Below are 24,601 nucleotides of genomic sequence, written 5' to 3'. Positions count from 1 at the left end.
GTCGGCCATGCGGCAGTTCGGCATAATCAGAGCGTTTCGAGGAAAGCGAGCAGCTCATCGCTTGGGCGATAACGCCCGGTATGCGTTTCTGGGCTGGCAACCTGCGCGAGCGCCTTTTCCTTCAGCCGCATGTCGGCGTGGATATAGATCTGGGTTGTTTCCACGGATTCGTGCCCAAGCCATAGAGCGATCACGGATTGGTCGACACCATGATGCAGCAATTCCATCGCCGTGCTGTGCCGCAACGTGTGCGGCGTGACGCGCTTGCCTGCGAGGCTCGGGCAAACTCGTGATGCTGCTAGGCAATGCTTGCGCACCAGGTGTTCCAACGCATCGCGACTGAGCCGCTCGCCCCGGATCGACGGGAACAATGGCCCATCGCTGTTACGGCGTTCGCCTATCCAGCCCTGAATCAGCTTAGCTGTATCGCGACGAAGAGGAGTGCTGCGTTCTTTCCGCCCCTTTCCGATGCAGCGGATGTAGGCGCCAGTCCCAAGAACCACGTCCTTGCAGCGCAGATTGATCAGTTCTGACGCTCGCAATCCGGTCTGAAGCGCAAGCAGCAACAGAGCGTGATCACGGCGTCCCACCCATATCGTTCGATTTGGTGCTGCGAGCAGCGCCGCGATCTCTTGAGCGTCAAGGAACGTCACGCTTCGCTTCACATACCGCTTGTTCGGCATCGAGAGAATACGCTGGCAATGAAGAAGCCAGCTCGGATCGGTCATTGCGACGTAGCGGAAGAATGATCGGATCGCGGCAAGGCGTGTATTGCGGGTGCGCGCCGTGTTGCCGCGCGCCGTTTCCACATGGGTCAGGAAGTCGGCAACGAGATCGGCGTCGAGATCCTCGATCGTGAGCTTCGTCGGCGGCTTCCCGCACCTGGAACTCGCATACCGGATCAGCAACCGGAATGTGTCCCGGTAGCCAGCGACGGTGTGGCGGCTCGCCTCCATTTGCGTAGAGAGCCGGTCGGTGAAGAAGCGTTGGATCAGCGCGGGGAAGTTGGTCGCCTTCATCGGATTCCCGCCTCCGCCGCCACGCCAGTCATTCGGGACGAAGCCAGTTCCAGCAGTTCCGGGACCGCTTCCAGATACCAATAGGTATTGGCAGGGCTTGCATGACCCAGCCATGTCGTGAGCTTGATCATCTCGCGGCTGACATCTTTGCCCGACCGGTACCAGTTCAGCATGGTCCGCACCGCGAAGGTGTGGCGAAGATCGTGAATGCGCGGCCCACGGCCATGTCGAAGATAAAGCTGCGGCTCTCGTAGCCCAATCTGCTGGCACACATGCGCGAAGTTGTAGCGGGCGCTGCAATCGCCAAGACGATGCCCCTCGCAGGTCACGAAGAATGCTCCCGGCCTGCGCCCGAGCAGCCGGTCCCGCTCGCGGCCGTAGCTTTCGAGCCGTTGCACGACGCTATGATCCAGCGGCAGCAATCGCTCCTTGCCGAGTTTGCCCTGCCGGACGTGAAGAATGCCGGATTCAACCTCCAGGTCAGCAGGATCGAGACCGAGAGCTTCGCTGATCCGAAGTCCGGTCACGGCGATCAGCCCGAAGAGCGTCGAGCAGGTCAGGCCACGCAGGCCGTAGACCGATGGTAACGTCCGCGCCTGATCGATGATCGCAACGATTTCAGCTTCGCTATAAATATATGGATGCACGCGTTGAAGGCGGCCAGGCACCAATCCTCGGGGTGGAGCCTCGTGCCTCGGATCAATGCCATGCAACCATTCCGCAAATTGACGGGCCACCCTGAAGCGTGTTGCCCGGGTTCCGGGACTGGCGGATGGCAGGCTCTCGAGCCAGCGCATGACCAGATTGGTGTTCACGTGCTGCGCGCCATCGCTGTCGGCGAAGGTGGCGAAGCGACGGAGTATCCGTGCATCGGTACTCAGATCGGCGCCGAGGACGCTTCTGAGAGTCACGTAGCGGTCAAGTTCGGCAAGGAAGCTCATCGTGCCTCCTCCGCGACGGGCCAAGATTGGGCGATGGAGCGTAGGCCATCCGTGTCGAGTTTCGCGTAGATCATCGTCGTCGCCCGCGACCGATGCCGTAGCAGATCGCCGATTTCCTCAAGCGATGCGCCGGAGCGCACCATATTCGTCGCTAGGCTGTGGCGCAGAACATGCGAGCCCACATAGGGCGTCGGCGGCTTCACGCCCGTCGCCGCGAACGCTTCCTTCAAGATGTCGTTTATGACCTGGCTGTCCTTGAATGGGCGGTTTGGCGCTCGGTGCGTCACGAACAGCGTGCGCGTGGTCGTTGACGTTCGCTCCTGCTGCAAATAGCCGATGATGGCTTCGCCGACGTCGGGCGGGATTGGCAACCGATCATGACGCTGGCCTTTTCCACGGACCAGCAACTCGCCGGCCCGCCAGTCCACGTCATCAAGCTGCATCGCGATGACCTCCGGTGCGCGCAAGCCGAGGCGGGCCATCAGCATCAGCATTGCGTAGTCGCGGGCGCCGCGCCGCGGATTGACCCGTACCGAGGCCAGAACTGCCTCCACCTCATCGGGAGACAGATGACGCGGAAGCCTGGCGCCCCAGGGCTTATGCGTCCTAGGCACGCTGAGCGACAGGTTGGTCGTCGTCAGGCCCTGTGCGAACAGATACTGGAAGAAGCTGCGCAGATGCGTGGCCGGCGTCTTGTCGCGGAACGGGTGCTTGCGCGCGAGCAGGTGCTCCATGAACGCCACGACATCCCGGATGTTCATCGCCGGAAGATCGAGCATATTGTCACCAAAGCGATGATCGAGGAAGCGATCCGCGAACCGCAGCACATGATAAATCGTTCGCGGGCTGAGGCCGCGCTGCTGCAGAAGATAGGTTTCAAAATTGCTCAGCAACTCTGCACGTTCGGCCTGCGCAGGTGTCAACGGTGGCCGTGTCGCCACCCCGATCTCAATCAGATGCGCGACAAACAGCCTGGCAAGATTGGGAACCTTGATCTGGCTTTTTGGTGTGACCGGCAACCGTCGCCCTAGTTCGACGGCAAGTTCTGGCGTCAACGCCGAGGGTGCAATGCCCTCGGTTTCGAGCAATCGCCCGAAGCGGCGAAGCAGGTATCGGTAATTCGCCAGGGTATCGGGTTTGTAGTTCTTTGCAGAAAGACTGTCCTCGAACGACGCGAAGTAGGGATCAAGGGAGGTAGTCTGATCTGATATTTCCATTTCTTGCGCTCCATGTTGTTGGAGCGACAACCTTCACGACAAAGACATATCTTTCGACCATATTTTGCGACAGCTTCCGACCCCATTGTCGCCGTTCGGAGCGCCGCGTTCGGCGCCCGAAACCTGCCGTTCATTCACTTCCACCCGACGGCAAAGTCGGGGCCGTCTGCTGAAGAGGTCATCAGGGAAATCAAGCGGCTCTTCAAGATTGAAAAGAACCCACCCACTGTTACCCGCGCCGAAGGTCGCCTCACGCGGCGCGGTGGCTTCTTGAAGAGTACGGCCTCGTCACCGACGACTATCACCGCACACAATGGGTGTGGTTCGCTGTGACCTTCACCGCAATCTGGCGCAATTTCTCCAGCGCTAAGTGGCGGATTGCGGGCGAGATCTCGAAGAAAAGTAGAACGGACGTTCGAGCGTGATGCCGCGAAAGTCTGGTCTGAGCCCAAAGTGACGAATGCTGCACGATGGGCGAATGTCGATTACCGACCTCACTACGCCAGCGTGCGCGTCATCTCACGGATCAGATCATTTGTCTCTGGTCTCGTCGTTTGGTGCCGATATCGAAGGGCCAAAACAGTTCTTGATATTTCAAGGCCATCGATGGGTTTCGACACCAGGCCCATGTCCGAAGGAATAGCGGTGGCTGGCAGGATCACCGCACCTGACCCTTGCCGAGCAAGTTCAACTAACCAATCCACGCGATTTGACCGATAGGCCGCGTAGAGTTCGTGACCATGATCCGCGCAGGTTCCATGCAAAACATCCCGCATTTCGCAATTTAGGCGGTCAAGCATGTCAGTTTTAGCAAGAGCCGAAAGAGAGATCGCATTTAGTTCAGCCAACGGATGCGACTTTGACACCACGACCTTGTAGTCCTCTTCATAGAGATGGTCTATACGATAGAGGTCTTCACTGACCTTCTCTGCGGTGACTACAACGTCAAATTCACCATCTCGTAACCCGGCAAGAAGCTCGGAGGTTGACGCAACGATCAATTCGATTTCGGCTTGCGGCAATCGCGTACGAGTACGCTCCATAGCTGCCGAAATCCTGTTGTGGCCAATCGTTTCGCCGACACCGACAGAGATTGGAACCCGCTCCAAGCGCATATGACGGACCGCCTCTGCCTTAGCCTGTCGCGTCTCATCGTGAACCTTCTGCAACCTTGGCTGCATGAGTTTACCGAGGGACGTAGGCCTGCATCCCGCACGGTCCCTGACAAACAGGTCACCTCCAAGCTCGTCTTCAAGTTTCTTGATCGCAGTCGTCAAGGAAGGTTGGGAGACATTGGAGGCACTGGCTGCGTGGGTGAAGTTTCGGTGCTCGCAGACGGCGAGAAAATACCTGATCTGGTTCATTTCCATCGCCACATTCTCCGTCACATCTCATTTCAGGCCATCAAAACAAGTTCGATAGTCCACGTCTATCAAAGAATAGAATTTCGGAATTGGAGCCCGGCGCACCCAGCATGGGACAAGAGTGCATCGAAACCAAACACGATGCACTTCAAATCAGGAGACGACCATGAAAGCGCAAATCCTTTAGACATTCGCCGCACTGGCTCTGTTCACAACTTCTGCAACTGCACAGGACAACGCAATGGAAAATCATACTGCCAGCTACATCGCCATGCCCGCCGCCGAAGGCCAGACCGGAGCCTTCGCGGAGTTTCTGGCAGGTGCCGCACCTATCGTGCGGGAAACAGAGACGGGAACTGTACTTTGGTTTGCTCTGCAAGCCGACGATATGCTCGCAATCTTTGACATCTTCGCAGATGAAGAAGCACGCGACGCTCACTTCTCAGGAGCGGTTGCTGCGGCTTTGAAGCAAAACGCCGACGCGCTGGTCGACGGAGGATGGGACGACGGTGTTGTCGCGAATATCAACAACTCCGATGTCCTGTCGGTAAAGGCGCCGGTTGATCTCTACACGGCAACGACCGCAACTTACATCAAGCTCGAAGCTGCTCCAGGTAAAGGCCCCGAATTGGCAGCCTTGCTGACCGCCGCCGGCCCCATCGTCGCAGAAACTGAACCCAAGACATTGTTCTGGGCGGCGCTGCAGATTGACGGGAACAACTTCGCCATCTTCGACATCTTTGCCGACAACTCTGGCCGCGAAGCGCACTTTGCCGGACAAGTCGCCGGACTCCTGAATGAAAAGGCTTCAGAATTGATCTCAGGTGGATGGGACGACGGTGTGGTGGCAAACGTCCACAATTTCGAAATCCTCGCTACCAAGTAATCTCGAGGTGACTTGAGAAAGAAGTGCCCGGTGCAATCCATCGGGCGCTTTGCTGTTTGAATTTAGATTCACGCCAAAGCGGCCGTGCCGGAACTGGCAAGCGAAGCTCGCACTCGCCTCCGGCTTGGAAAGGGCGGCTATCGGCGGGAACATGTCCGCGCCTTCGCCCAACACGCCGAGATCGCGGACGACGCGATCTACATCGAGGGCAGCAAAAAACACCCTATTGAGGACGCCGGTAGCCACCAAAGGAGGAAAGTCGGCGGGAATCGGCGTTCCCGGTTTTTACCAAAGTGGCGGGCCGCGACTGATAGTGATGATCACTATGTTTACGCCATAGCGCTATGAGGGCACAATATCACATCGAAAAGCTAATGCGCCCAAGCCGTCTGTGTGCTCCCTTCCCCACTCGTCGATCGGGCGATAACCAGCCGACATCCCATGGATCCGGGACGGCGCGATCGCCCGCAGGCGTTCGAGAAACTTCTTGTCGCGCGCGATGGTGACGCCCATGTCGAGCGCTAGGATCACCGCCTCTAAGACCGACGTCGTCGGTGACGTTTTAGCTACGCGAACCGGGCGGACACCGTCCCCAGACCCGCGATGTTCGCTTCGAACGCGTCACCCGAATTGACCGGCACCATGGGCCGAGCGCTCCGGAGAGCACAACGTCGCCGGCGCGCAGTGGTCGTTTACGGCTGGCCAGTTCGCTGGCCAGCCAGGCCATCGCATTGAGGGGATTACCGAGGCACGCAGCGCCCGTCCCCTTCGAAACGATCTCTTCCCGCCTCGTCATCTGCATCTGCAGAGCGCGGAGATTTAAGCCGTCAAGGCGACGGATGGGACCGCCCAGGACGAAGAGTCCCGAGGAGGCGTTGTCGGCGACGGTGTCGACGACGCCGATATCCCAATTGGTGATCCGGCTGCCGACGATCTCGAGCGCGGGCATCGCATACGCGACGGCGCGCAGCACGTCGATGACGGTTGGAGCTTCGACGTCGACGTCGCGATCGAGCAGGAATGCCACCTCCGCCTCGATCTTCGGCTGCAACACACGACCGGCGGCGACGGGCTCGTCCTCGGCGACCATCATGTCGGCGAACAGGACGCCGAAGTCAGGCCGATCGACGCCCAGCTGGTTCTGCACGGCGCGGGAGGTCAGCCCGATCTTGCTTCCGACCAGGCCACGTCCCTCGGCCTGCCAGTGCGCGGTGTTCTCCTGCTGGATGGCATAGGCCGCATCGACGTCGAGCTCGGCGAGTTGCGTCCGGATAGGCGCGATCGGAGTGCCGGCGTAAGCTGCGCGGATCTGGGCGGCGAACTCGCTGTGCTTGTTTTGCTGGTTCATCTGAACGATCCTTACTTGCCGGTCCGGAGAAATTCGATGTGGAGCCGGTTGAACTGCTCGGCGTCCTCGAACTGGGGCCAGTGGCCGCAGCGGTTCATGACCACGAATTTCGAACCCGGGATCATGTCCGCTATCTGCTTCCCTTCCTCGGGCGTCGCGGTCGGATCATGCGAGGTCCAGACGACCATGGTCGGCGCCTTGATCGAACGGTATTGGTCGGCGGTGATCATGTTGGGCCGGCGGATTTCCATCTCCTGCAGACACATGATCCGCTTCATCGTGTCGGCGAATCCCGGCTGGGCGTAGATCGCCCGGCGGGTCTCGATCAGGTCGTCGGAGACCATACTCTTGTCGCACATCAGGAATTCGAGGCGCGTCTTGATCCGCTCCCATGAGGGTTCCGAAGCAGCTTCGTTTGACAGCTTCTTCAATCGTTCCATCACCTGCGGGTGCGCGGTCCAACCGCCGGCGGTGTTGAGGACCAGTTTCTCCACAGTGGCGGGACGATGTACGGCGAGATAGGTCGCGACCCAACCGCCGAGAGATTCACCGCTGATCATGGCCTTGCCCCTGCCGAGCGCCTTGAGCACGGCGAGCACGTGATCGGCATAATCCTTGACCTGGTAGTCAATGGCGGGCTTGTCGGTCCATCCATGTCCCAGCATGTCGATGGCGACGAACCAGAAGTGATCGGCATGCGGGCCGCAATTTCTGGAGTATGCCTCTGCGTGGCCGCCAACGCCATGCAGCGCAAGGACGAGCGGCTTCGACGGGTCACCCGACTCGATGCAGCGGGTCCGGATGCCGCCGGCGTCGATGTAATGCTGCTTGAAGGAGACACCCCTCAGATCAGCCCAGACGCTGGAAAAGTTCGCTGGACGTGTGTCACTCATAACTGACTCTCGCTGGCTGGTTGTCAGGCGAACAGCGGCGTGCCGCTGGGCTTCGATGGTTCGTGCGGGCTGTCGCGCGTCACCGCCGAAAGGTCCGCAAGGTCGAGGATCGTTCGGATCGCCGCGCTGAGCCGTTCTGTGGCCTCGCCGACGTCGGGCGTGCCGTCCTTATCGCGCCAAGCCACCACCCCGTCCGGTCGGACAAGCAGCGCTCCGGCTTCGTCAATCTCGCGGATGCGCTGCCACTCACAGTAGAGGTCCTGCGTTTCGCGCGAACCGGTCACAACGATCCGCAGGAAGGGCAGATCGAGCCGGCGCACAGCGTCCTTCCAGGCCGTACCGGCGAGGCCGGTCACCACGGTGAAAAGACCCTTTCCGGTCACGTCGAGCGTCGACACCCGCACACCGTCCGGACCGACAAGCCAGGCGTGCGGGATCTTGGCTCCAGGCCGCGTCGTCGGTTGATTGTAGAGGTTGCGATCTCGGAGCAATTTCTCCGGGCCAGCGCCCATGTCCGGAATCACGGCCGAGGATTCGTACCGCTGGTTCATCTCAACGCCTTGGGCGTTGAACTCCGTCTGCTTGAGATCGAGCGCGGCCTGAGCGGCTTTGCGGGAGGCAACGCCCTCCGGCCCTGGATCGCGGAAGCGCGCAATTCCTGTAGCGATCGGATTCTCTGCGCCCTCGACTCGGAAGCACGCGTTCAAGGGGGCGTAATCGAGCCGCGACTGGTTCGCCCGCAGCACCACTTGCTTTCCGACGGGGGCCCGCTCCTGCGAATAGCTCTCCAGAAGCTTCGGGCCAGCCCAGCCCTTGACAGCGTAAGCAAGTTTCCAGCCGAGATTATGCGCGTCCTGCACGCAGGTGTTGTTGCCAAGACCACTTGAGGGTGGATGCCGGTGGACCGCGTCGCCGCCACAGAATACCCGGCCCTTGGAATACTCAGTCGCGTATGCCTGGTTCACGTACCAGATCGATGTCCTCACGATATCGAGTTCGATTGTCGGGTCACCGATCAGCACCTTGATCTTCGGAACGATCGCTTCCGGCGACAGGTCTGGCTCTCCCTTGCTGATGTCGAAGCCCCAGCCGGCGATCCACTGCGTCCAGGGGCGCACGGCGCGCAGGAGCCCCATGCCGATCTCGCCGAAGCTGGCGTCCGGGGTGACGATCCAGTTCAGGATGCTGGGGCGATGTCGGCTGTATTTCGAAAGATCGGCATTAAAGATGGTGTAGACAGTTCCCGCGCGGGCCATCCGGCCTTCGATCGGCAACTCGAGATGGTCGACCACCATCGAGCGTGCGCCGTCGGCGCCCACCATGTAGCGCGCACGGATGCTGTATTGGCGGCAGTGCAATCGGTCCCGCAGCGTCGCCGTCACGCCGCCCGCATCCTGCTCGTGGCTGACGTACTCGGTGTTGAATGCGAATGTCGCGCCCTTCTCCGCCGCCTTCTGAAACAGGATAGGCTCGAGCAGCGGCTGAATGATGTCCACCATGCCGCAGGGGCTCGCCCGAAGATAATCGCCGCGGCGATCGTCTCCTGTGCCCCACGTTCGCATTCGGAGCAGCTCGGGCCCCGCGAGACTGGTCGTGAACGTCGTATCACCCATCAGCTCCCATGGGCTCGCATATTTCGCGACATCGTCGGCAATTCCGAGGTCGCGGAAGACCTCGTTGGCCCGCTGGTTCGTGATATGCGCCCGCGGGCTATCAGCCATCCAGTTGCCGCGCGACACGATATGACAGCGGACGCCGCAATTGGCCAACGCAAGCGCGGTGGTCGAGCCTGTCGGGCCGGCTCCGATAATGAGCACCTCTGTTTCGTATGCCATATGTCTGCTCCGCGATACCTCGCACGGTGGACTCATTCGGTCTAACCCATCCTATTCAGCGTGCTGACGCTTTTCCTGCTGCCTGAGTGGCGGACGCACGTCGGCTTGGCGCCTGTTGCATCGCTGTCTTGGTCTGGATATGGCGCGACAATCAGGATGAGAGCGGCGCGTCAATCAAGATGAGACGAGGCGGCCGGGCCAGTTGATAATTGACGCTGGCCGTGGGTTTGGCAAGGCGTGATTGACGCTGCGCGCCAATCAAACGGCACTACCAGCGTCAATCGCCACTTTGTCGAGCTCCTTTGGAGTGGCGTGAACGGGTGGCCGGCCCGGGCTGCGTCTGCGATCGAGCGCAATTTTTCGACGGTAGCTCTCGACGTTCATCTCGAGGATCGTGGCGTGGTGAACCAGGCGATCGATGGCCGCCAGTGTCATTGCCTGATCGGGGAAGATGCGCCCCCACTCGCCGAACGGCTGATTGGCCGTGATCAGAAGCGAGCGTCGCTCGTAGCGCGCGGCGATCAGCTCGAACAACACGCTTGTCTCCGCCTGGTCCTTGCTCACGTATGCAATGTCGTCGAGGATCAGGAGGTCATAGCGGTCAAGTTTGGCGATTGCGGACTCCAGCGCCAGTTCGCGCCGCGCCACCTGCAGCCGCTGCACCAGGTCGGTGGTGCGTGCGAAGAGAACTCGCCAGCCGTCCTCGACGAGGGCCAGGCCGATCGCTGCGCCAAGATGAGTCTTGCCTCCGCCAGGTGGACCGAACAGCAGCAAATTGGCGCCGGTCTTCAGCCAAACGTCGCCGGCGGCGAGCGCCATCACCTGTGCCTTCGACAGCATCGGCACGCTCTCGAAGTCGAAGGTAGCGAGTGTCTTGCCGGCAGGCAGACGCGCTTCCGCCATGTGTCGCTCGATGCGACGGCGAGTACGATCCGCGGCCTCGTGCTCGGCAAGGGCCGCGAGGAAGCGAGCAGCGGGCCAGCCTTCCTTGTCCGACTGCGCGGCGAGCTTTGGCCAGATCGCCTTGACGCCGGGCAGGCGCAGCTCATTGAGCAGCAACTCGACGCGCGCGGTATCGATGGAGTTCGCCATGCTGATCATGCCGCTTCGCTTTCGAGGGCGCGCAGCAGTGCTAGCAGAATGGTATCGATGGAGTTCGCCATGCTGGTCATGCCGCTTCTCCCAGATCCGGTTGGGCCGACACAATGCGGACCGAGGCGAGCTCATCGTAGACTTCCAGCGGTGCCAACTTGACAGCGACACTCGGGATCGAGGTCTCCTTGGGTCGGAAGCGGTCGCGCAGTGCGGCAAGATCGGGTATCCGTCCGGCGTCGAGATCGGCCGCAATCGCCACGGCAAGCTCGGCTTCGCAGCCACGCTCGTGGGCCAGTGCCAGGAGCTCGACTGTCACCTTGCAAGCGCGCCGGTCGTCACCGTGTTCCCGCAAGGTGTCGAACAGGCGTTTGTAAGCCGCACGTGGGAAGAGTTGGTCGCGATAGACGAGGCTGGCGAACGCCATCGGCTTGCGCCGCAGGGCATGGATGACGTGCCGGTAATCAACGACATGCCCGCCCTGGCTCTCCGACACAGGCCGGCCACGCCGCAGTGTGCCGACCGGCGTGGCGCCGAGGAAGCATTCGAGTCGGTCGTCGAAGATGCGCACGCGCAAGCGATGCCCGATCAGCCTTGAAGGAACGGTGTAGAACACGCGCCGCAGGATGAAGCCGCCTGACGACGTCACCGGGATCACCTTCTCCTCGAAGTCGGTGGTGCGGCCTTTCGGCAGCGACGCCAATACCTCCTTTTCGAGCGCGATCCGCTTGGCGAGGTTGGCGTTGCGCCGGCCGACGACCTCGTCGACAAAGGCCCGGTACGCATCGAGCGTGGCGAAGTCGCGCGTGCCCCGCAGTAACAGCGCATCCTCCAGTGCTCGCTTGAGATGACCGTGCGCACTCTCGATCGAGCCGTTCTCGTGGGCGATGCCGGTATTGTTGCGCGTCGGCGCCATGCCATAGTGGCCCATCAGCGCGGCGTAACGCTGGGTCAGATCCTCGCGTTCGTCGGCCGCAAGATTGCGGAATGCCGCCGACAGGCTGTCGCTGCGATGCTCCCGCGGCACGCCGCCGAGCGCCCACAGGGCGTTCTGCAGGCCTTCGGCCAGGGCGACGAAGCTTTCGCCGCCGAGCACGACATGGGCATGCTCGAAGCCAGAGAACGCGAGCCGGAAGTGATAGAGCCGGTGACTGAGCGCCTCATCCGAGATGGTGATGCCAAGCGCACTTGTGTCGGTGAAGTCCGACAGACCCAGACGGCCGGGCTCGTGCTCCTGGCGGAAGATCACGTCCTGTTCGGGGCCGTTGAGCGCCCGCCAGGTATTGATGCGCCGCTCCAGCGTGCGTCGGATGTTTGGGTTCAGGTCGGGGTGGCGCCGGCGCATCTCGTCGAGTACGCCGATCACGCGAATGCCGGGCGCAGCCTTCAGGATCGGGATGATCTCGGCGTCCCAGTAGAGCGCGAGTGGATCGGGTCGTCGCCGGCCTCTCGGCGTCTTCTTCTGCGATGGCAGGAGCGAATCGCCCTCTATCCGATACGCACTCGCCTTCGAGAACCCTGCCTTCGCCGCGGCGGCCTCGGGGGACAATGTCAGTCGGTAGTTCATGTACAGCCTCATCTGGTGGTCGGTGATGTGGAGGCCAGGCAAGGCGTCGATTCCCTCTTATCGAGACGAATCAATAGCCTGCACCAGCACCACCCGGCCGCCAGACGGGTCCGTAAAGCGCGTCGCCGATGGGGCCGGTCCTCCGGTCGGGCTACGCCCTCCCTTCGGTCCGGCCCCATCGGCGCAGTCTCATCCTGATTGTCGCTGAAGTCTCACCTTGATCGCCGCCGCCCAGTCTGGACGTGATGGGCGTTGGGGTTTCGGGATCTGGTGCATTCGGGGCACTCGCCCCGTGCGTCACGGTCCGGTGGGTTGAAAGCCGAGCGCGACGCCACGGAACAGGGCTGCTTCGGGGCAGGCGGCGGCAAAGGCGATGCGGACCCGTGTCGCGGTCTCGGTGATGCGGGCGGCGATCTTGAGCAGGCGCATCCGCAGCGTGGTGAACTCGGCGATGGCCAGCGCCTGCGGTTTGGGAATGGCGTCGCGCACCGTCAGCATCAGCCAGTAGGCGGCGGTGTGCAGCACGAGGCGCACTTGGTTGGCGAGCGCCGAGCGGCAGCTGGTGCGGTCGGAGGCCAACTGGCTCTTGTGCAGCTTGATGAGATTCTCGGCCTGTCCGCGGGCGCAGTAGAGCGTGTCGTAGAGCCATTCGGCGCTGCCTCCTGCCAAGTTGGTCACCACGAAGCGGATGTCCAACCCTCGCGTGCTGGCCTCGATCCGGGCCGCCACGCGCCGCTCGCAGGTCCAGGATTTGGCGCCGTAGCGGGTCTCGGCATAGCGACGCAGCACCGGGGCCGCGGTCTCGGCGCGGCGCACCCGGACATCGTCGGCGGTGGCCTCCACCAGGCGGCTCAGCACGGCGTTGCCCGGCAGGCCGAAGATGAAGTCCACCGCATTGGCCTCGCACCATGCCATCACTTCGGGGCGGGCGTAGTGACCATCGCCGCGCAGGGTCAGCCGGGTGGCCGGCCAATGGCTGCGGATGCGGCGCACCAGGCGTCGAACATGGCCGCGCACTTCCTGCCCGGACGGCGTCTTGCCCGGACGCAGCAGGATCGCCACCGGGCGTGCGGTCGCGGTGTCGTAGACATGGATCGGCAAGAAGCAGCGCTCGTCGTAGTGCGCATTGAACAGCGAGAGCTGCTGATGCCCATGCACGACGTCGACGGTGTCGTCGATGTCCAGCGTGACGGCGCCGGGCGGACGGCGATAGCTGGCGCAGTAGAGGTCGACCATGGCGTAGGTCATGCGCACCACCTCGCGCAGGTCGGGCGCGTTCTCCCAGCGCGACACGGTCGGCTGCGAGCACAGGTCGCGGCCGCTGTCCGGAAGTCGCCCGCAGGCCAGCTTAAAGCCGGGATCGCTGCGCAGATGATCGAGGTCGTCGGCATCCTCGTAGCCGCAGGCGATGGCGAGCATGCGGGCGCGCAGGATGTCGGCGACGCTATGCGTGACGAACAGGGGATTACGCGGATCGGCGATCAGCCCCGCGAGCTTCTCGGCGATCCCCAGGCGCCGCTCGGCGGCTGCCAGCAGCAGGACCCCGCCGTCCGAGGTGATGCGTCCGCCGTCGAACGCAGCGGTGAGCTTCTTGCGTCCGATGGCTGGAAAGCCGAACGCCTCAATCGTATCGTCGTGCATGGCGGGTGTGGCTCGGCATGATCGTGTGGACAGGATGGTTTCGACACCCAATCCATAAACACAATCAACAGCTTACGCGACACCCGCCAGCCGAATCCCTGCCATGCCGTGAATAAGAGCGGCTAGAGCCTAATCCCTCCGGTCTGGACCATATCCTGCTGCGGCGAACATGTTCTGGTATTCTCGTGACGAGATCAAGGATGCGGCCGATGGCGGCCCAGAGGGTGTCGATGGTTCTCGCGGCCTCGCGCACCAGGCGCTGGGGATCGAGGTCAAGCTGTCTCTCGAACCAGGCTTCGCGCCGGGTCAGGATGTCGGGCCGCTGCTGCTCGGCCGCGTGCGCGGTCTCGTGTGTGTAGCCGCGCCGGTCAAAGAAGCGCCACAGCGTGCCGTAGCCGAAGCACAGCCCTTGCTTGGCGAGTTCGGCCCGCAATTCCGCCAGCGTCATGTCACGCTGCGCGTGGAACACCTCCAGGATGGTTTCGGCCGCTGCCTCGACCGCCTGGCTGCGCCGATCGTCGCCCAACGGACCCGCAACCGGTTCGCCGCCCTTGGCCGCCAAGGCCCGCCGACGGCTGACGCTCGCCGCGCTGACCTTGAACCGCACCGCCGCCTCGCGATGGCTCAACCCTTCCTCGCGCACGGGAGCCAGCGTCCGTTGCCGCAAATCCAGCGAAAGCGCCTTCGACATCCCTGCCGCCCGCCTTCCCGGCAGACAGCTTGAGACCGCATGTTCGCCGAGCTTGGTGGCTCGTCCCTTGTCATGCTGGGTCGAGGGTTGGGCCGGTTGGCGGTCCAGAGCCTCAGGCATGGGGGACGAGCCGTGGTGGAGCATACGACAACGTACGTGGCGTTCGACAACAGCAAGGACACGCTGGACGTGGCCATTGCCGACGGCGGCTTGCGTGAGGAGGTGCGGTTCTGGGGCACGATCCCGAACCAGGCCGAGGCCGTGCGTAAGCTGGTGACGAAACTCGCGGCGAAGCACCCGGTGCTGAGCTTCTGCTATGAGGCCGGACCATGCGGGTATGGGCTGTACCGGCAGATCCTGGCGCTCGGCCATCCATGCCTGGTGGTTGCACCCTCGCTAATCCCAACCAAGCCTGGCGGGCACATCAAGACAGACCGCCGGGACGCAACGATGCTGGCATCGCTGTTCCGCGCCGGAGAGCTGCAAGGCGTGTGGGTGCCCGATGCCGACCACGAGGCCATGCGCGAGCTGATTCGCGGCCGCCAGACCGCGATGCAGGAGGTCCGGCGCTCACGCCAGTTGGTGTTGTCGTTCCTACTGCGCCACGACCGTGCCATATCCACCCGTCAGCACTGGACCAGGGCACATCGGGCCTGGCTGGCCCGGCAGAGCTTCTCCCATCCCGCCGAACAGATCGTGTTCGAGGAACTGATCCAGCGGATGGAGGTGGCCTGTGCCCGGCAAGGCCGCCACGAGGACGCGATCCGCAGACTGCTGCCGGCTTGGTCGTTGGCGGGCGTGGTCGCCGCCGTTCAGTCAATGCGGGGCGTGGCGCTGATGTCGGCCGTGACGCTGGTGGCCGAGATCGGCGACTTCGGCCGTTTCGCCTCGCCGCGGCAGCTGATGGCATGGCTCGGTCTCGTGCCCAAGGAGCACTCCTCAGGACGCAAGGTCGCCCGCGGCAACATCACCAAAGCCGGTAACATCCGGGCTCGTCGGGTGCTGGTCGAAGGGGCGTGGACCTACCGGCTCCCTGCCCGCATGGGCGAGGACATCACCCGGCGCAACGATGGCCTGCCCGAAGCGATCAGGGCGGCTGCTTGGAAAGCGCAGGTCCGTTTGTGCACCCGCTACCGGCGCCTCCAGAACACCGGCAAGCCGCAGAACGTCATCGTCGTCGCAATCGCCCGCGAGATGGCCGCATTCGTCTGGGCCATCGCTCGCATGGCGCAGCCCGCATAGGGCAGTCCCTGCCAGAGCAAAAAGTGGCGACCAGGAAAGGAAGAGCGAGGATCCTTCGTTGCACAGCGGTGGGCGCGGCGGCAGGTCAGGGCAACCCTCGATCTGATTCGGCGGCACCAACCCGCGACATTGAGACAGAGGAAGGCCCAAGACGAACACCGGTCCTGCGGTAACCAACCCGCGCATCAGAGTCTGATCAACCGTCGTCTTGCGCCGCCGCGTCCTCCCCTGTGCAACCCAACCAGCCGGACACCGCGACACGCGGCGGAAACCTGCGCCCCAGCAGGTTGACAGCGAACATGAGAATCAGACCACTTCCGCGTCGGGGAAGCGCTTTCGCGATCGGACGGTGCTCTAAATACTAACCAACCCAGTGCCGGACTGGCTATCCATTTGCCCGCCGCGCTCGCCCCGTCTTCGCAACCCGGCCCGCTCCGGATGCGACACCCGCTCCGGATAGCCTTTGACAACTTTGCCGAATGACTCGATAGTAGAAGAAAAACTTGATGGGAGGATAAAATCATGGGGAGGCTGGTTCCGCCGGACGATATTCCGCGCTGGATCCCGGGGAAACTGACGCTGGACAGCAGCGGATCCCGGTGGCGTGGCGTGACACTGAAAGGCTATGAGTACGCCGACCTTCATGTCGCCATTCCGTCGATGCGTGACTACATGATCGTTGTCTACGAAGGCGAAGCAGCCCGCATGGGACGACGATGCGGGGGACCTTGGGAGTATCATCGGGTCGAGCCTGGCGTAGTTTCTCTTTTGACGCGCGCGGAACAGTCGGAATGGGCGTGGTCACGGCCGATCTCGGTGTCCCACATCTATCTCTCCCATGACGCGATCACCAAGGTTGCCGGCGACATTTACGACCGCAACATAGCGGATGTCGAAATCGGCGATAAGGTCCGCGCGGTCGACGACTTCTTCCCTTGGGTCAGCCGCAGGCTTCGGCAGGAACTGAGCGGCGGCGAGGTTGGCGGACGCGTGATGGTAGAGACATTGCTTACGCAGGCTTGCGTGCATGTCCTGCGTAGCTTTGCCCACACCGAATTCCGCGAGCCAAGGAGTTCGGGTACCTTCACCCCGGCCCAGCGCAGGATCCTGACCGAGTACTTGGCCGAGAACTTGGGAGGTGATGTCTCGCTCACCGATATGGCTGGCGCGGTAGGGCTCAGCGTATTCCATTTTTCGCGCAAGTTCCGTGCGGAGTTCGGCTGTCCGCCGCATCAGTGGCTGGTACGCGAACGGATTAAGCGCGCGAGCGAGTTGATCAAGCGGCAATGTCTGCCGTTAAAGGAAGTCGCGTACGAGGCGGGCTTCGCCGATCAGAGCCACATGACGAGGCTCTTCCGCCGGCTTTACAGAATGACGCCCGCTGAATACCGGCGGACTTTCGACTGATGGCAGGCGCGCGCTTGGACATGACGTGACCGGCTCTAACTACGGATGGTGTTGAGAAGGAGGATTTGTCATTTTTCCACCAGTTTTGGCGGCGTTGCCTCCCACGCCGCCCATCCTCTCGTAAGCACGCTCGGCGCTTTCAACGTAACGAGCTTCCCGTTCGCGGATTTCCTTGATCCAATAGTCTCTGCCGGGACCAGCCTTTCCATAAGCTCTCGGCGCCCCGGCCTTCAAGGCCACCTTCCGCAGCTTCATAGCGGTGAAGGCTGGCCGTGCGTAGACATAGTCCTGATCGGTCGCGAGAACATGCCAGATGAGCACCGCCAGCTTTCTCGCTGTCGCCACGGCGGCGGCTGGCGCACCACGCTTGTTTTGCACTCGCGCAAAGAAGGCGCGCAGCGGTCTTGGCGCCGTCTTCGCCGACTAGGCCGCCTCAACAAGCATGCGTCGTGCGCCGCTGTTCCCTTGCTTCGTAATGCGCCCGTGGCGAGCGGGATGATCGCCTGATTGACGGATCCGAGGCGCGAGACCGAAGTAACTGCTGAGCTGAGCTTCTTCGGGGTCTGGAATGCGGATTCCGACGAAGCGGGCCACCGATTCCGAACGAAGGCGGCCATCGCTTCCGATTGATGGCGGCCAAGGATTCCGATGATCCCGGCCAATGCTCTCCGTCGTTGGCATTGTGATCAAGTCAGGCGGCGGAGCCCGGGTCAAGCGGGGCGGTCTTGGCGGCGGCTTTGCGCATGGAGTCTCCCTTCAAGGTGAGCCTGTGGGCGTTGTGACCCGATCGGCGCTGCCAAAGGGTGGCTTGGCGTAGACGACCCATTCGAGCCGACGCAATCCGCCGAGTTGCTGCGCGAAGGCGGCCTGGTTGGCCAAGCCGGCGAGGTCGCCGTAGAAGCCGAGCTTGCCGTGCGGCCTGGAGCTGCTCCAGGACCAGCCGCCGGAAGAGCCGCGAGAGCACGCGCACCGGCAGGAAGAAGCCTGAGCGCGCTTGCCAGACGGGTGGGCGCGCCCGCGCGGCAGGGTCATGAGCTTGGTGCCGCCGATGAATACGTCGAGGCGGTCGTCATAAAGCCGGACGCGCAGCTGGTGGCCGATCAGGCGCGAGGGGACGGTGTAGAACACCTTGCGCAGTGTGAAGCCGCCCGAGGTGGTGACGCGGACGCCGACCTCCTCATAATCGCTGGTGCGCCGGTCCGGCAGCTTCTTCAACTGAGCGCGTTCGGCGTCGATGCGCGGGCGATTGCGGGCGTTGCGGCGGCTGACGATCTCGTCGATGAACCGGCGGTAGGCCGGCAGATCGTCAAAGTCGGCGCTTGCGCGCATCAGCAGCGCGTCCTTGATGGCGCTCTTGAGGTGGCCATGGGCGCTTTCGATGGAGCCGTTCTCGTGGGCGACGCCCTTGGTGTTACGGGTCGGCGTCATGCCGTAGTGGGCGCACAGATCGTCATAGCGCCGGGTCAGATCCTCGCGCGCATCCTGGTCGAGATTGCGGAACGCGGCGGAAAGGCTGTCGCTGCGGTGCTCGAACGGCGCTCCGCCGAGCGCCCACAGGGCGTTTTGCAGCCCTTTGGCCAGGGCGACGAAGCTTTCGCCGCCGAGCACGACATGGGCGTGTTCGAAGCCGGAATAGACAAGGCGGAAGTGATAGAGCCGGTGATCGAGGGGCGCGCCGCCGATGGTGACGGCGAAGGCGCTCATGTCGGTGAAGTCGGACAGCCCCATGCGGCCCGGCTCATGCGTCTGGCGGAAAATCACCTCGCGTTCGGCGCCATGCAGCGCGCGCCACTCGCGAATGCGCCGCTCCAGCGTGCGCCGGATCCCGGCCCCGAGTTCGGGATGGCGCCGGATCAGTTCCTCGAAGATCGCGATGGGCCGCAAGCCGGGCGCCGCGGTCAGCATCGGCACGACCTCCTGCTCGAAAACGGCGCCGAGCGGATCATCTTGTTTGTCGCGCGGCACGCCCTTGCCCTCCTCGATCCGGATTATCATCCGGCCACTGTCGATATCGCTGACCTTCAGCCGCACCGCCTCCGAGGCCCGCAGTCCGGCAGCGTAGGCCGTGGTCAGCGCCGTGCGGCTCTTCAAGCCGGGCACCGCTTCAAGAAAGCGCACGACCTCATCTGCGCTCAGCACCAGCGGCAGCTTGCGCGGCTCGCGAGCATACGCGATCCGCTCCGGCAGCTCGGTCCGACCCAGCGTCACGCCGTAGAAGACCCGCCCCGCCACTCAGGCCATCGCCGCATAGCCGCTCGCGGCCATTAGATCACGCTTACCTACATTCCCCCGCGTCGGGAATCCCTCACATGAGTCAGCCACCCCGCAGGTTGGTAAACCCCGACTCCGACGGATTTTGCTTGCGGCGACGCGGCGACATCTGACTCGATGTCGGGCATGGCTGGCGTTGTGCTGACACCTGAAGACCGCGCCCATTTCCTGGCGATGCTACGGCGCCATACGAACAGCGCTGTGCATCGGCGTATGAACGCGCTGTTGCTGCTCGACGACGGCTGGACGGCGGAGCGGGTGGCGGAGGCACTGTTTATCGAGGCGGAGACAGTGCGCGCGCACCGGCGGCTTTACCTGGCGGATGGTTGCAAGGGGATCGAGCACCTGGCCTATGCCGGACACGCCCCGGTACTGACGGAGGCACAGAGCACGGCATTGGCTGCCGAGTTGTCGGCGCGGCTTTACATGACGGCCAAGGCGGTCTGCGGTTTCGTCGCCGACCGCTTCAAGCTGGCCTACACGCCGCATGCGATGGCCCGTCTGCTGGGCCGGATGGGCTTTGTCTGGAAGCGCCCGAAATGCATCCCGGCCAAGGCCGATGCCGCCGCACAGCGGGCTTTCCTGGAGACCACGCTGGCCCCCCTAATGGCCGCCGCCGAGAGCGATCCGGCGCGGCCCCTCTATTTCGTGGACGCGACGCATCCCGCCTATGATGCCCATCCCGCATGCGGCTGGATCCGCCGCGGCGAGACGCGAACGCTGAAGAGCAACCACGGACGGGTGAACGTGACCATGAACGGCGCGCTCAGCTGGCCAGGCCGAGAGGTGGTGATACGCGAGGCGGATCGCATCACCGGCGCCGAGATGATCGCGTTGTTCAAGGACTTGGCCGCACGTCACCCGCAGGCCGAGGCGATCGGCGTTGTGGTCGACAACGCCACCTACAACCGCGCCGCCAGCGTGCGGGAATGGCTGGCGGCCGAGGGCTGCCGCATCAAGCTGCTCTACCTGCCGCCCTACGCGCCGAACCTGAACCTGATCGAGCGGCTGTGGTGGTTCTTCAAGAAAAAGACGCTGTGGAATACCCACTACGCGACGCTGGCCGACTTCAAGGCCGCCATCCGCCACTTCTTCAGCAACCAGGCACAGTGGAAGGCGGAACTTGCCTCCCTCATCACCAACCGCTTCCACTTCATCGAGGCGTAACCAACACAGATTCCCGCCGCGTTTGGGTTTATCAGCCAAGAGCGACGCAGTTGCTCGCCCGATTTCCGACCCGCCGCCAGTGACGATCGCTACTTTGTTCGCGATATATTGTTTTGCCTCGCGAATTCTTCCGGTTGGAACCACGGGCGACAGCATGAGCTTGCCGACGCCTGCATCGAGAAGAATGTGTTTTTCCATGGAATAGGAACCCTGCTACGGGGCTGATGTGCATCCAATCGGGACTCCGTGGCGACGGGTCCAGACTGGTCTCCGAGATTTTCGGAGGCCGAAGGCCGCGCGCCTCGCCCGGGCAGCAAGAACATAAAATGGATCGAGCAAGAGTATCCAATACAGGCCACTTCAACGCTTTCTAGGATTGAAAAACTGGTCGAAGGGCGCACGACCAGCGTGTGCCGAGTGGGATATCGGCCGGGCGAACGAGGTATCTGCAAGACAAACCGATCTCTGGGAGGAGAAATATGGCAATCAGCAAGGAAGCCGACGCGCTGCGCGCGCTTTATCAGAGTTGGACCGACCAGATGGTCGCAAATCCAAGCCTTACCATTCTGAACTTGCGCAGCATGTTCGATGAATGGGGCCAGCCCGCGCTGGAACCCGAGAACGTCAGCTACAAGAGCGATCATGTTCGCGGAGTCGAGGCGATCTGGGCGCTGCCGTAAGGCGCGGATATGTCACGCGTCATCGTCTACACCCATGGCGGCGGATTTGCCGTGGGCTCCGCCGACAGCCACCGCAAGATGGCGGGCCACTTGGCCAAAAGGCCCTGGGCGTGACAGCCTGCATCCTGCATTACCGCCGGGCACCCGAGCATCCGTTCCCCGCGCAGATCGAGGATGCGGTGGCCGCCTACAAGGCGCTGCTGGCCCAGGGCTTTGACGCGAAGAACATCCTGACGGCGGGCGACAGCGCCGGCGGCAACCTTGCCATCGCTTCGGTGCTGAAGTTCCGCGATCTTGGCCTGCCCCTGCCGGGCGCGGTCATCGCCTATTCGCCCTGGCTTGCCACGGATGCGTTGGTCGGCAAGCCGATTCTCGAAGCGATGGCCGGCATGTTCCTTGGCGGTCAGACCGATCCGCTGGACAAGCTGGCGAACCCGCTGGAGAACGATTTCGCAGGCTTCCCGCTGCTTTATATCACCTGCGGTGGAGCTGAGACGCTTCAGAGCGATTCCGAGACGCTTTTTGCCAAGGCCAAGGCGCAGGGTGTGAAGACGACGCTTTCGGTCGTGCCGGGCATGCAGCACGTCTTCCTGGCCCTGTCGGGCCGCGGCCCCCGAGGCGGATCAGGAACTGGCACGCATCGCCGCCTGGTATCGCTCGCTCTGATCGAGTGGCTCTGCGTCCTGGTCGGACGTGGGGTCCTACCCATCCATCACAGTCGAATGGTCCGTCAACCGCGTCTTCGTCGCGACTGCGGAGCCATGTCCAAGGAGGAAGATCATGGAGAAGACACTTGAAAGGACCCGGACCAAGGGCGCGGATTATGATGCCGTCGTGATCGGCGCGGGGTTCGGCGGGCTCTATTCCGTCTACAAGCTGCGCAACGAGCAGGGCCTGAACGTCATGGCCTTCGACAGTGCGGGCGATGTGGGCGGCACCTGGTACTGGAACCGCTATCCCGGCGCGCTGTCGGATACCGAAAGCTTCGTCTACCGCTATTCCTTCAGCGGCGAATTGCTGCAGAAGGGTCGCTGGAAGACCCGCTACCTGACTCAGCCCGAGATTCTCGCCTATATGAACGAGGTCGCCGATACCTACGACCTGCGGCGCAGCTTCGAGTTCAACACCTGCGTCACCGCGACCCGTTTCAACGATGAAACCGGCCTGTGGCATGTGACGACCGACAAGGGTCGGACCGTCACCGCCAAATACCTGATCACCGCCCTGGGGCTGCTGTCGGCGACGAACACGCCGAAATACAAGGGCATCGACAGCTTCAAGGGCAAGATCCTGCACACCGGCGCATGGCCCGATGGTGTGGACCTGACCGGCAAACGTGTTGGCGTCATCGGCACCGGTTCGACCGGCGTTCAGGTGATCACCGCCACGGCCCCCATCGCCAAGCACCTGACCGTGTTCCAACGCTCTCCGCAATACGTCGTGCCGATCGGCAATACCCCGCAGGACGACGCGACCATCGCCGCGCAGAAAGCCAACTACGAGGAAATCTGGAAGCAGGTGAAATCGTCGGTCGTGGCCTTCGGCTTTCAGGAAAGCACCATCCCGGCGGAAACCGCATCGGCGGAAGAGCGCGACCGTGTGTTCGAGGCGGCCTGGCAGCGCGGCGGCGGCTTCTACTTCATGTTCGGGACGTTCTGCGACATCGCGACAAGCCAGATCGCCAATGACGCGGCGGCGGACTTCATCAAGAAGAAGATCAAGGAGATCGTGAAGGACCCCGAGACAGCAAAGGCGCTGACACCGCGGGACATCTACGCCAAGCGGCCTCTGTGCGGGAACGACTATTACGGCGTCTACAACCGCGACAACGTCACGCTGGCGGATGTGAAGGCCGATCCGATCGCGGAATTCACGCCGACCGGCATCCGTCTGGAAAGCGGGGCGGAGCACGAGCTGGACGTGGTGATCTTTGCGACCGGCTTTGACGCGGTGGACGGCAACTATACCAAGATGGACATGCACGGCCGGGGCGGCGTGACGATGCGCGACAAGTGGAAGGACGGCCCCCTCGGCTATCTTGGCATGATGGAGACGGATTTCCCGAACCTGTTCATGATCCTCGGCCCCAACGGTCCCTTCACCAACCTTCCGCCCAGCATCGAGACGCAGGTGGAATGGATCGCCGATGTGATCGCTATGATGGAGGCCAAGGGCCTGAGCTCCATCGAACCGACCGCAGCTGCGCGCGACGAATGGGTGGCCCTGTGCCGCACGATCGCCGACATGACCCTGTTTCCCAAGGCGGAAAGCTGGATTTTCGGTGCCAACATCCCCGGCAAGAAGAACGCGGTGATGTTCTACATGGCGGGCATCGGCAACTACCGCAACGCCATCAACGCGGTGAAGGATGGCGGTTATCAGACCATGATCTTCGATCGAGCGGCGGAAAGCGTGGCCTGAGTTCGCCTTGCCGAAAGCCAGACAATGGCTTTCGGCATTCCAGACTGTGCTAATCAAGGGAGGAAGACCAATGAAACGCGTTCAAGGCAAGGTGGCTCTGGTCACTGGTGGTGCGATGGGGATGGGCAAGTCCCATGCCGAGCAACTGGCGGCTGAAGGGGCCCATGTCTTCGTCTGCGACCGCGACGTGGTTGCAGGAAAGGCGGTTGTCGACGGCATCGTTGCTGCAGGAGGCAAGGCCGAGTTCCTGACGCTGGACGTCACGAAAGAAAGCGACTGGGCGGTTGCCGTCGATACCGTCAAGGCGAAGGCCGGGAAACTGAACATCCTGGTCAACAACGCGGGTATTCTCATCCTGAAGCCCGCGCATGAAACCACGAACGAAGAGTGGGACAGCGTCTTCAACGTGAACGTGCGTGGCGTATGGCTTGGCATTCGGGCCTTCGTCCCGCTGATGAAGGGCATTGGCGCCTCGATCATCAACATTTCCTCGATCTACGGCATCGTGGGCGCGCCCTCGGCGGCGGCCTACATCGCCTCGAAAGGGGCGGTCAGGCTGCTGACGAAGTCCTGCGCGGTCGATCTGATTCGGTTCGGCATCCGCGTGAACTCGATCCATCCCGGCGTCATCGACACGCCCATGACCAAGGATCTTCTGCACGGTGACGCCGAGACCCGCAAGGCGATCATGGGCGCCACGCTGTTCGACCGGCCGTGCCAGCCAAGCGAGGTGTCGAAGGCAGTGCTGTTCCTGGCGTCGGATGAGTCCTCGTTCGTGCATGGAGCGGAACTGGTGGTCGATGGTGGCTACACCGCCAACTGACCCTTTCTGCGCCCGTTGCGGACCCGCCAAGTCCCGAATTGATCATTGCTGGCGGCTTGGCCTATCGGCCGCCAGCAATCGGCATGACTGCACATG

At 62.7% G+C, this 24,601-nt stretch carries 19 protein-coding genes and 5 pseudogenes; 9 read left to right on the top strand and 15 right to left on the bottom strand.

Annotated elements, in window-relative coordinates; genetic code table 11:
* Positions 1-26: 26 nt before the first annotated feature.
* The 4 genes from AB4Z37_RS25420 to AB4Z37_RS25405 all read right to left on the bottom strand — a co-directional run bounded on the left by AB4Z37_RS25420 (position 27) and on the right by AB4Z37_RS25405 (position 4,547).
* Positions 27-1,019, bottom strand: coding sequence for a tyrosine-type recombinase/integrase (locus tag AB4Z37_RS25420; RefSeq protein WP_024897186.1), 993 nt, complete (start codon positions 1,017-1,019; stop codon positions 27-29).
* Complete coding sequence (locus AB4Z37_RS25415) at positions 1,016-1,960, bottom strand: tyrosine-type recombinase/integrase (protein WP_441519496.1); 945 nt, start codon at positions 1,958-1,960, stop codon at positions 1,016-1,018. The genes AB4Z37_RS25420 and AB4Z37_RS25415 overlap by 4 nt, the downstream gene beginning before the upstream one ends.
* Positions 1,957-3,177 carry a site-specific integrase gene (locus AB4Z37_RS25410; protein WP_024897184.1) on the bottom strand — a complete coding sequence of 407 codons (1,221 nt, stop codon included), beginning with the start codon at positions 3,175-3,177 and terminating at the stop codon, positions 1,957-1,959. The genes AB4Z37_RS25415 and AB4Z37_RS25410 overlap by 4 nt, the downstream gene beginning before the upstream one ends.
* A gap of 497 nt (positions 3,178-3,674) precedes the next feature.
* Positions 3,675-4,547 (bottom strand): LysR family transcriptional regulator, encoded by an 873-nt coding sequence (locus AB4Z37_RS25405; RefSeq protein ID WP_183754598.1) that lies wholly within the window; start codon positions 4,545-4,547, stop codon positions 3,675-3,677.
* Positions 4,548-4,782: 235 nt separating this feature from the next.
* On the opposite strand from AB4Z37_RS25405, the gene AB4Z37_RS25400 reads away from it, so the two are divergent.
* The gene (locus AB4Z37_RS25400; protein WP_201744720.1) at positions 4,783-5,427 is read left to right on the top strand and encodes a hypothetical protein; all 645 of its coding nucleotides are present in this window, start codon (positions 4,783-4,785) and stop codon (positions 5,425-5,427) included.
* 562 nt (positions 5,428-5,989) lie between these two features.
* Here the strand turns inward: AB4Z37_RS25400 and AB4Z37_RS25395 are convergent.
* The 7 genes and pseudogenes from AB4Z37_RS25395 to AB4Z37_RS25365 form a co-directional block, all read right to left on the bottom strand.
* A complete protein-coding gene (locus AB4Z37_RS25395; protein ID WP_307769089.1) occupies positions 5,990-6,775 on the bottom strand; it encodes a 2-keto-4-pentenoate hydratase in 786 nt (261 codons plus the stop codon).
* 11 nt (positions 6,776-6,786) lie between these two features.
* Positions 6,787-7,668: an alpha/beta fold hydrolase gene (locus AB4Z37_RS25390; RefSeq protein WP_441519495.1), complete on the bottom strand. Its 882-nt coding sequence runs from the start codon at positions 7,666-7,668 to the stop codon at positions 6,787-6,789.
* Between the two features lie 23 nt (positions 7,669-7,691).
* On the bottom strand, positions 7,692-9,503 hold the full coding sequence (locus AB4Z37_RS25385; protein WP_307769087.1) for an FAD-dependent monooxygenase: 1,812 nt from the start codon (positions 9,501-9,503) through the stop codon (positions 7,692-7,694).
* Between the two features lie 258 nt (positions 9,504-9,761).
* On the bottom strand, positions 9,762-10,604 hold the full coding sequence (gene istB, locus AB4Z37_RS25380) for an IS21-like element helper ATPase IstB (protein ID WP_307769086.1): 843 nt from the start codon (positions 10,602-10,604) through the stop codon (positions 9,762-9,764).
* A gap of 67 nt (positions 10,605-10,671) precedes the next feature.
* Complete coding sequence (gene istA / locus AB4Z37_RS25375; RefSeq protein ID WP_441519494.1) at positions 10,672-12,204, bottom strand: IS21 family transposase; 1,533 nt, start codon at positions 12,202-12,204, stop codon at positions 10,672-10,674.
* A gap of 255 nt (positions 12,205-12,459) precedes the next feature.
* Entirely contained in the window at positions 12,460-13,803 is a 1,344-nt protein-coding gene (locus AB4Z37_RS25370) for an IS1380 family transposase (protein ID WP_316147786.1), read from the bottom strand.
* A 250-nt stretch (positions 13,804-14,053) separates the two neighbouring features.
* A pseudogene (locus AB4Z37_RS25365) lies at positions 14,054-14,239 on the bottom strand (IS630 family transposase); the annotation flags it as partial.
* A gap of 390 nt (positions 14,240-14,629) precedes the next feature.
* Here AB4Z37_RS25365 and AB4Z37_RS25360 point away from each other — a divergent pair.
* Positions 14,630-15,736: an IS110 family transposase gene (locus tag AB4Z37_RS25360; protein WP_307769114.1), complete on the top strand. Its 1,107-nt coding sequence runs from the start codon at positions 14,630-14,632 to the stop codon at positions 15,734-15,736.
* Positions 15,737-16,258: 522 nt separating this feature from the next.
* Positions 16,259-17,143 (top strand): AraC family transcriptional regulator, encoded by an 885-nt coding sequence (locus AB4Z37_RS25355; protein ID WP_307769101.1) that lies wholly within the window; start codon positions 16,259-16,261, stop codon positions 17,141-17,143.
* Between the two features lie 68 nt (positions 17,144-17,211).
* Here the strand turns inward: AB4Z37_RS25355 and AB4Z37_RS25350 are convergent.
* From AB4Z37_RS25350 to AB4Z37_RS25335, 4 pseudogenes are all read right to left on the bottom strand, one after another.
* Positions 17,212-17,716 (bottom strand): annotated as a pseudogene (locus AB4Z37_RS25350) (transposase); the annotation flags it as partial.
* Between the two features lie 207 nt (positions 17,717-17,923).
* Positions 17,924-18,134: pseudogene (locus tag AB4Z37_RS25345) on the bottom strand (transposase); the annotation flags it as partial.
* A 20-nt stretch (positions 18,135-18,154) separates the two neighbouring features.
* A pseudogene (gene istA, locus AB4Z37_RS25340) lies at positions 18,155-19,120 on the bottom strand (IS21 family transposase); the annotation flags it as partial.
* A pseudogene (locus AB4Z37_RS25335) lies at positions 19,109-19,366 on the bottom strand (tyrosine-type recombinase/integrase); the annotation flags it as partial. The pseudogenes istA (AB4Z37_RS25340) and AB4Z37_RS25335, both read right to left, overlap by 12 nt.
* Positions 19,367-19,540: 174 nt before the next feature.
* On the opposite strand from AB4Z37_RS25335, the gene AB4Z37_RS25330 reads away from it, so the two are divergent.
* The 6 genes from AB4Z37_RS25330 (at position 19,541) to AB4Z37_RS25305 (ending at position 24,505) form a co-directional block, all read left to right on the top strand.
* Positions 19,541-20,581 carry an IS630 family transposase gene (locus AB4Z37_RS25330; RefSeq protein WP_307769102.1) on the top strand — a complete coding sequence of 347 codons (1,041 nt, stop codon included), beginning with the start codon at positions 19,541-19,543 and terminating at the stop codon, positions 20,579-20,581.
* A gap of 479 nt (positions 20,582-21,060) precedes the next feature.
* Complete coding sequence (locus AB4Z37_RS25325) at positions 21,061-21,261, top strand: hypothetical protein (protein ID WP_307769103.1); 201 nt, start codon at positions 21,061-21,063, stop codon at positions 21,259-21,261.
* Positions 21,262-21,270: 9 nt separating this feature from the next.
* Positions 21,271-21,375, top strand: a complete 105-nt coding sequence (locus AB4Z37_RS25320) for an alpha/beta hydrolase fold domain-containing protein (RefSeq protein ID WP_316148506.1) — start codon at positions 21,271-21,273, stop codon at positions 21,373-21,375.
* The gene (locus tag AB4Z37_RS25315) at positions 21,372-22,058 is read left to right on the top strand and encodes an alpha/beta hydrolase fold domain-containing protein (protein WP_307769104.1); all 687 of its coding nucleotides are present in this window, start codon (positions 21,372-21,374) and stop codon (positions 22,056-22,058) included. The genes AB4Z37_RS25320 and AB4Z37_RS25315 overlap by 4 nt, the downstream gene beginning before the upstream one ends.
* Positions 22,042-23,682 carry a flavin-containing monooxygenase gene (locus AB4Z37_RS25310; RefSeq protein ID WP_307769105.1) on the top strand — a complete coding sequence of 547 codons (1,641 nt, stop codon included), beginning with the start codon at positions 22,042-22,044 and terminating at the stop codon, positions 23,680-23,682. The genes AB4Z37_RS25315 and AB4Z37_RS25310 overlap by 17 nt, the downstream gene beginning before the upstream one ends.
* A gap of 70 nt (positions 23,683-23,752) precedes the next feature.
* Positions 23,753-24,505 (top strand): glucose 1-dehydrogenase, encoded by a 753-nt coding sequence (locus tag AB4Z37_RS25305; RefSeq protein ID WP_307769106.1) that lies wholly within the window; start codon positions 23,753-23,755, stop codon positions 24,503-24,505.
* The last annotated feature ends 96 nt before the right edge of the window (positions 24,506-24,601 follow it).

The organism is Bradyrhizobium sp. 2TAF24, from assembly GCF_052115025.1.
Taxonomy (GTDB): Bacteria; Pseudomonadota; Alphaproteobacteria; order Rhizobiales; family Xanthobacteraceae; genus Bradyrhizobium_A.
This window is presented reverse-complemented; position numbering and strand designations above follow the sequence as displayed.

Bases quoted from the DNA above. Each gene is read 5' to 3' on its own strand.
- AB4Z37_RS25420 (WP_024897186.1), bottom strand. From the start codon at position 1,019: ATGAAGGCGACCAACTTCCCCGCGCTGATCCAACGCTTCTTCACCGAC.
- AB4Z37_RS25415 (WP_441519496.1), bottom strand. From the start codon at position 1,960: ATGAGCTTCCTTGCCGAACTTGACCGCTACGTGACTCTCAGAAGCGTC.
- AB4Z37_RS25410 (WP_024897184.1), bottom strand. From the start codon at position 3,177: ATGGAAATATCAGATCAGACTACCTCCCTTGATCCCTACTTCGCGTCG.
- AB4Z37_RS25405 (WP_183754598.1), bottom strand. From the start codon at position 4,547: ATGGAAATGAACCAGATCAGGTATTTTCTCGCCGTCTGCGAGCACCGA.
- AB4Z37_RS25400 (WP_201744720.1), top strand. From the start codon at position 4,783: ATGGAAAATCATACTGCCAGCTACATCGCCATGCCCGCCGCCGAAGGC.
- AB4Z37_RS25395 (WP_307769089.1), bottom strand. From the start codon at position 6,775: ATGAACCAGCAAAACAAGCACAGCGAGTTCGCCGCCCAGATCCGCGCA.
- AB4Z37_RS25390 (WP_441519495.1), bottom strand. From the start codon at position 7,668: ATGAGTGACACACGTCCAGCGAACTTTTCCAGCGTCTGGGCTGATCTG.
- AB4Z37_RS25385 (WP_307769087.1), bottom strand. From the start codon at position 9,503: ATGGCATACGAAACAGAGGTGCTCATTATCGGAGCCGGCCCGACAGGC.
- istB (WP_307769086.1), bottom strand. From the start codon at position 10,604: ATGATCAGCATGGCGAACTCCATCGATACCGCGCGCGTCGAGTTGCTG.
- AB4Z37_RS25370 (WP_316147786.1), bottom strand. From the start codon at position 13,803: ATGCACGACGATACGATTGAGGCGTTCGGCTTTCCAGCCATCGGACGC.
- AB4Z37_RS25355 (WP_307769101.1), top strand. From the start codon at position 16,259: ATGGGGAGGCTGGTTCCGCCGGACGATATTCCGCGCTGGATCCCGGGG.
- AB4Z37_RS25330 (WP_307769102.1), top strand. From the start codon at position 19,541: ATGGCTGGCGTTGTGCTGACACCTGAAGACCGCGCCCATTTCCTGGCG.
- AB4Z37_RS25325 (WP_307769103.1), top strand. From the start codon at position 21,061: ATGGCAATCAGCAAGGAAGCCGACGCGCTGCGCGCGCTTTATCAGAGT.
- AB4Z37_RS25320 (WP_316148506.1), top strand. From the start codon at position 21,271: ATGTCACGCGTCATCGTCTACACCCATGGCGGCGGATTTGCCGTGGGC.
- AB4Z37_RS25310 (WP_307769105.1), top strand. From the start codon at position 22,042: ATGGAGAAGACACTTGAAAGGACCCGGACCAAGGGCGCGGATTATGAT.
- AB4Z37_RS25305 (WP_307769106.1), top strand. From the start codon at position 23,753: ATGAAACGCGTTCAAGGCAAGGTGGCTCTGGTCACTGGTGGTGCGATG.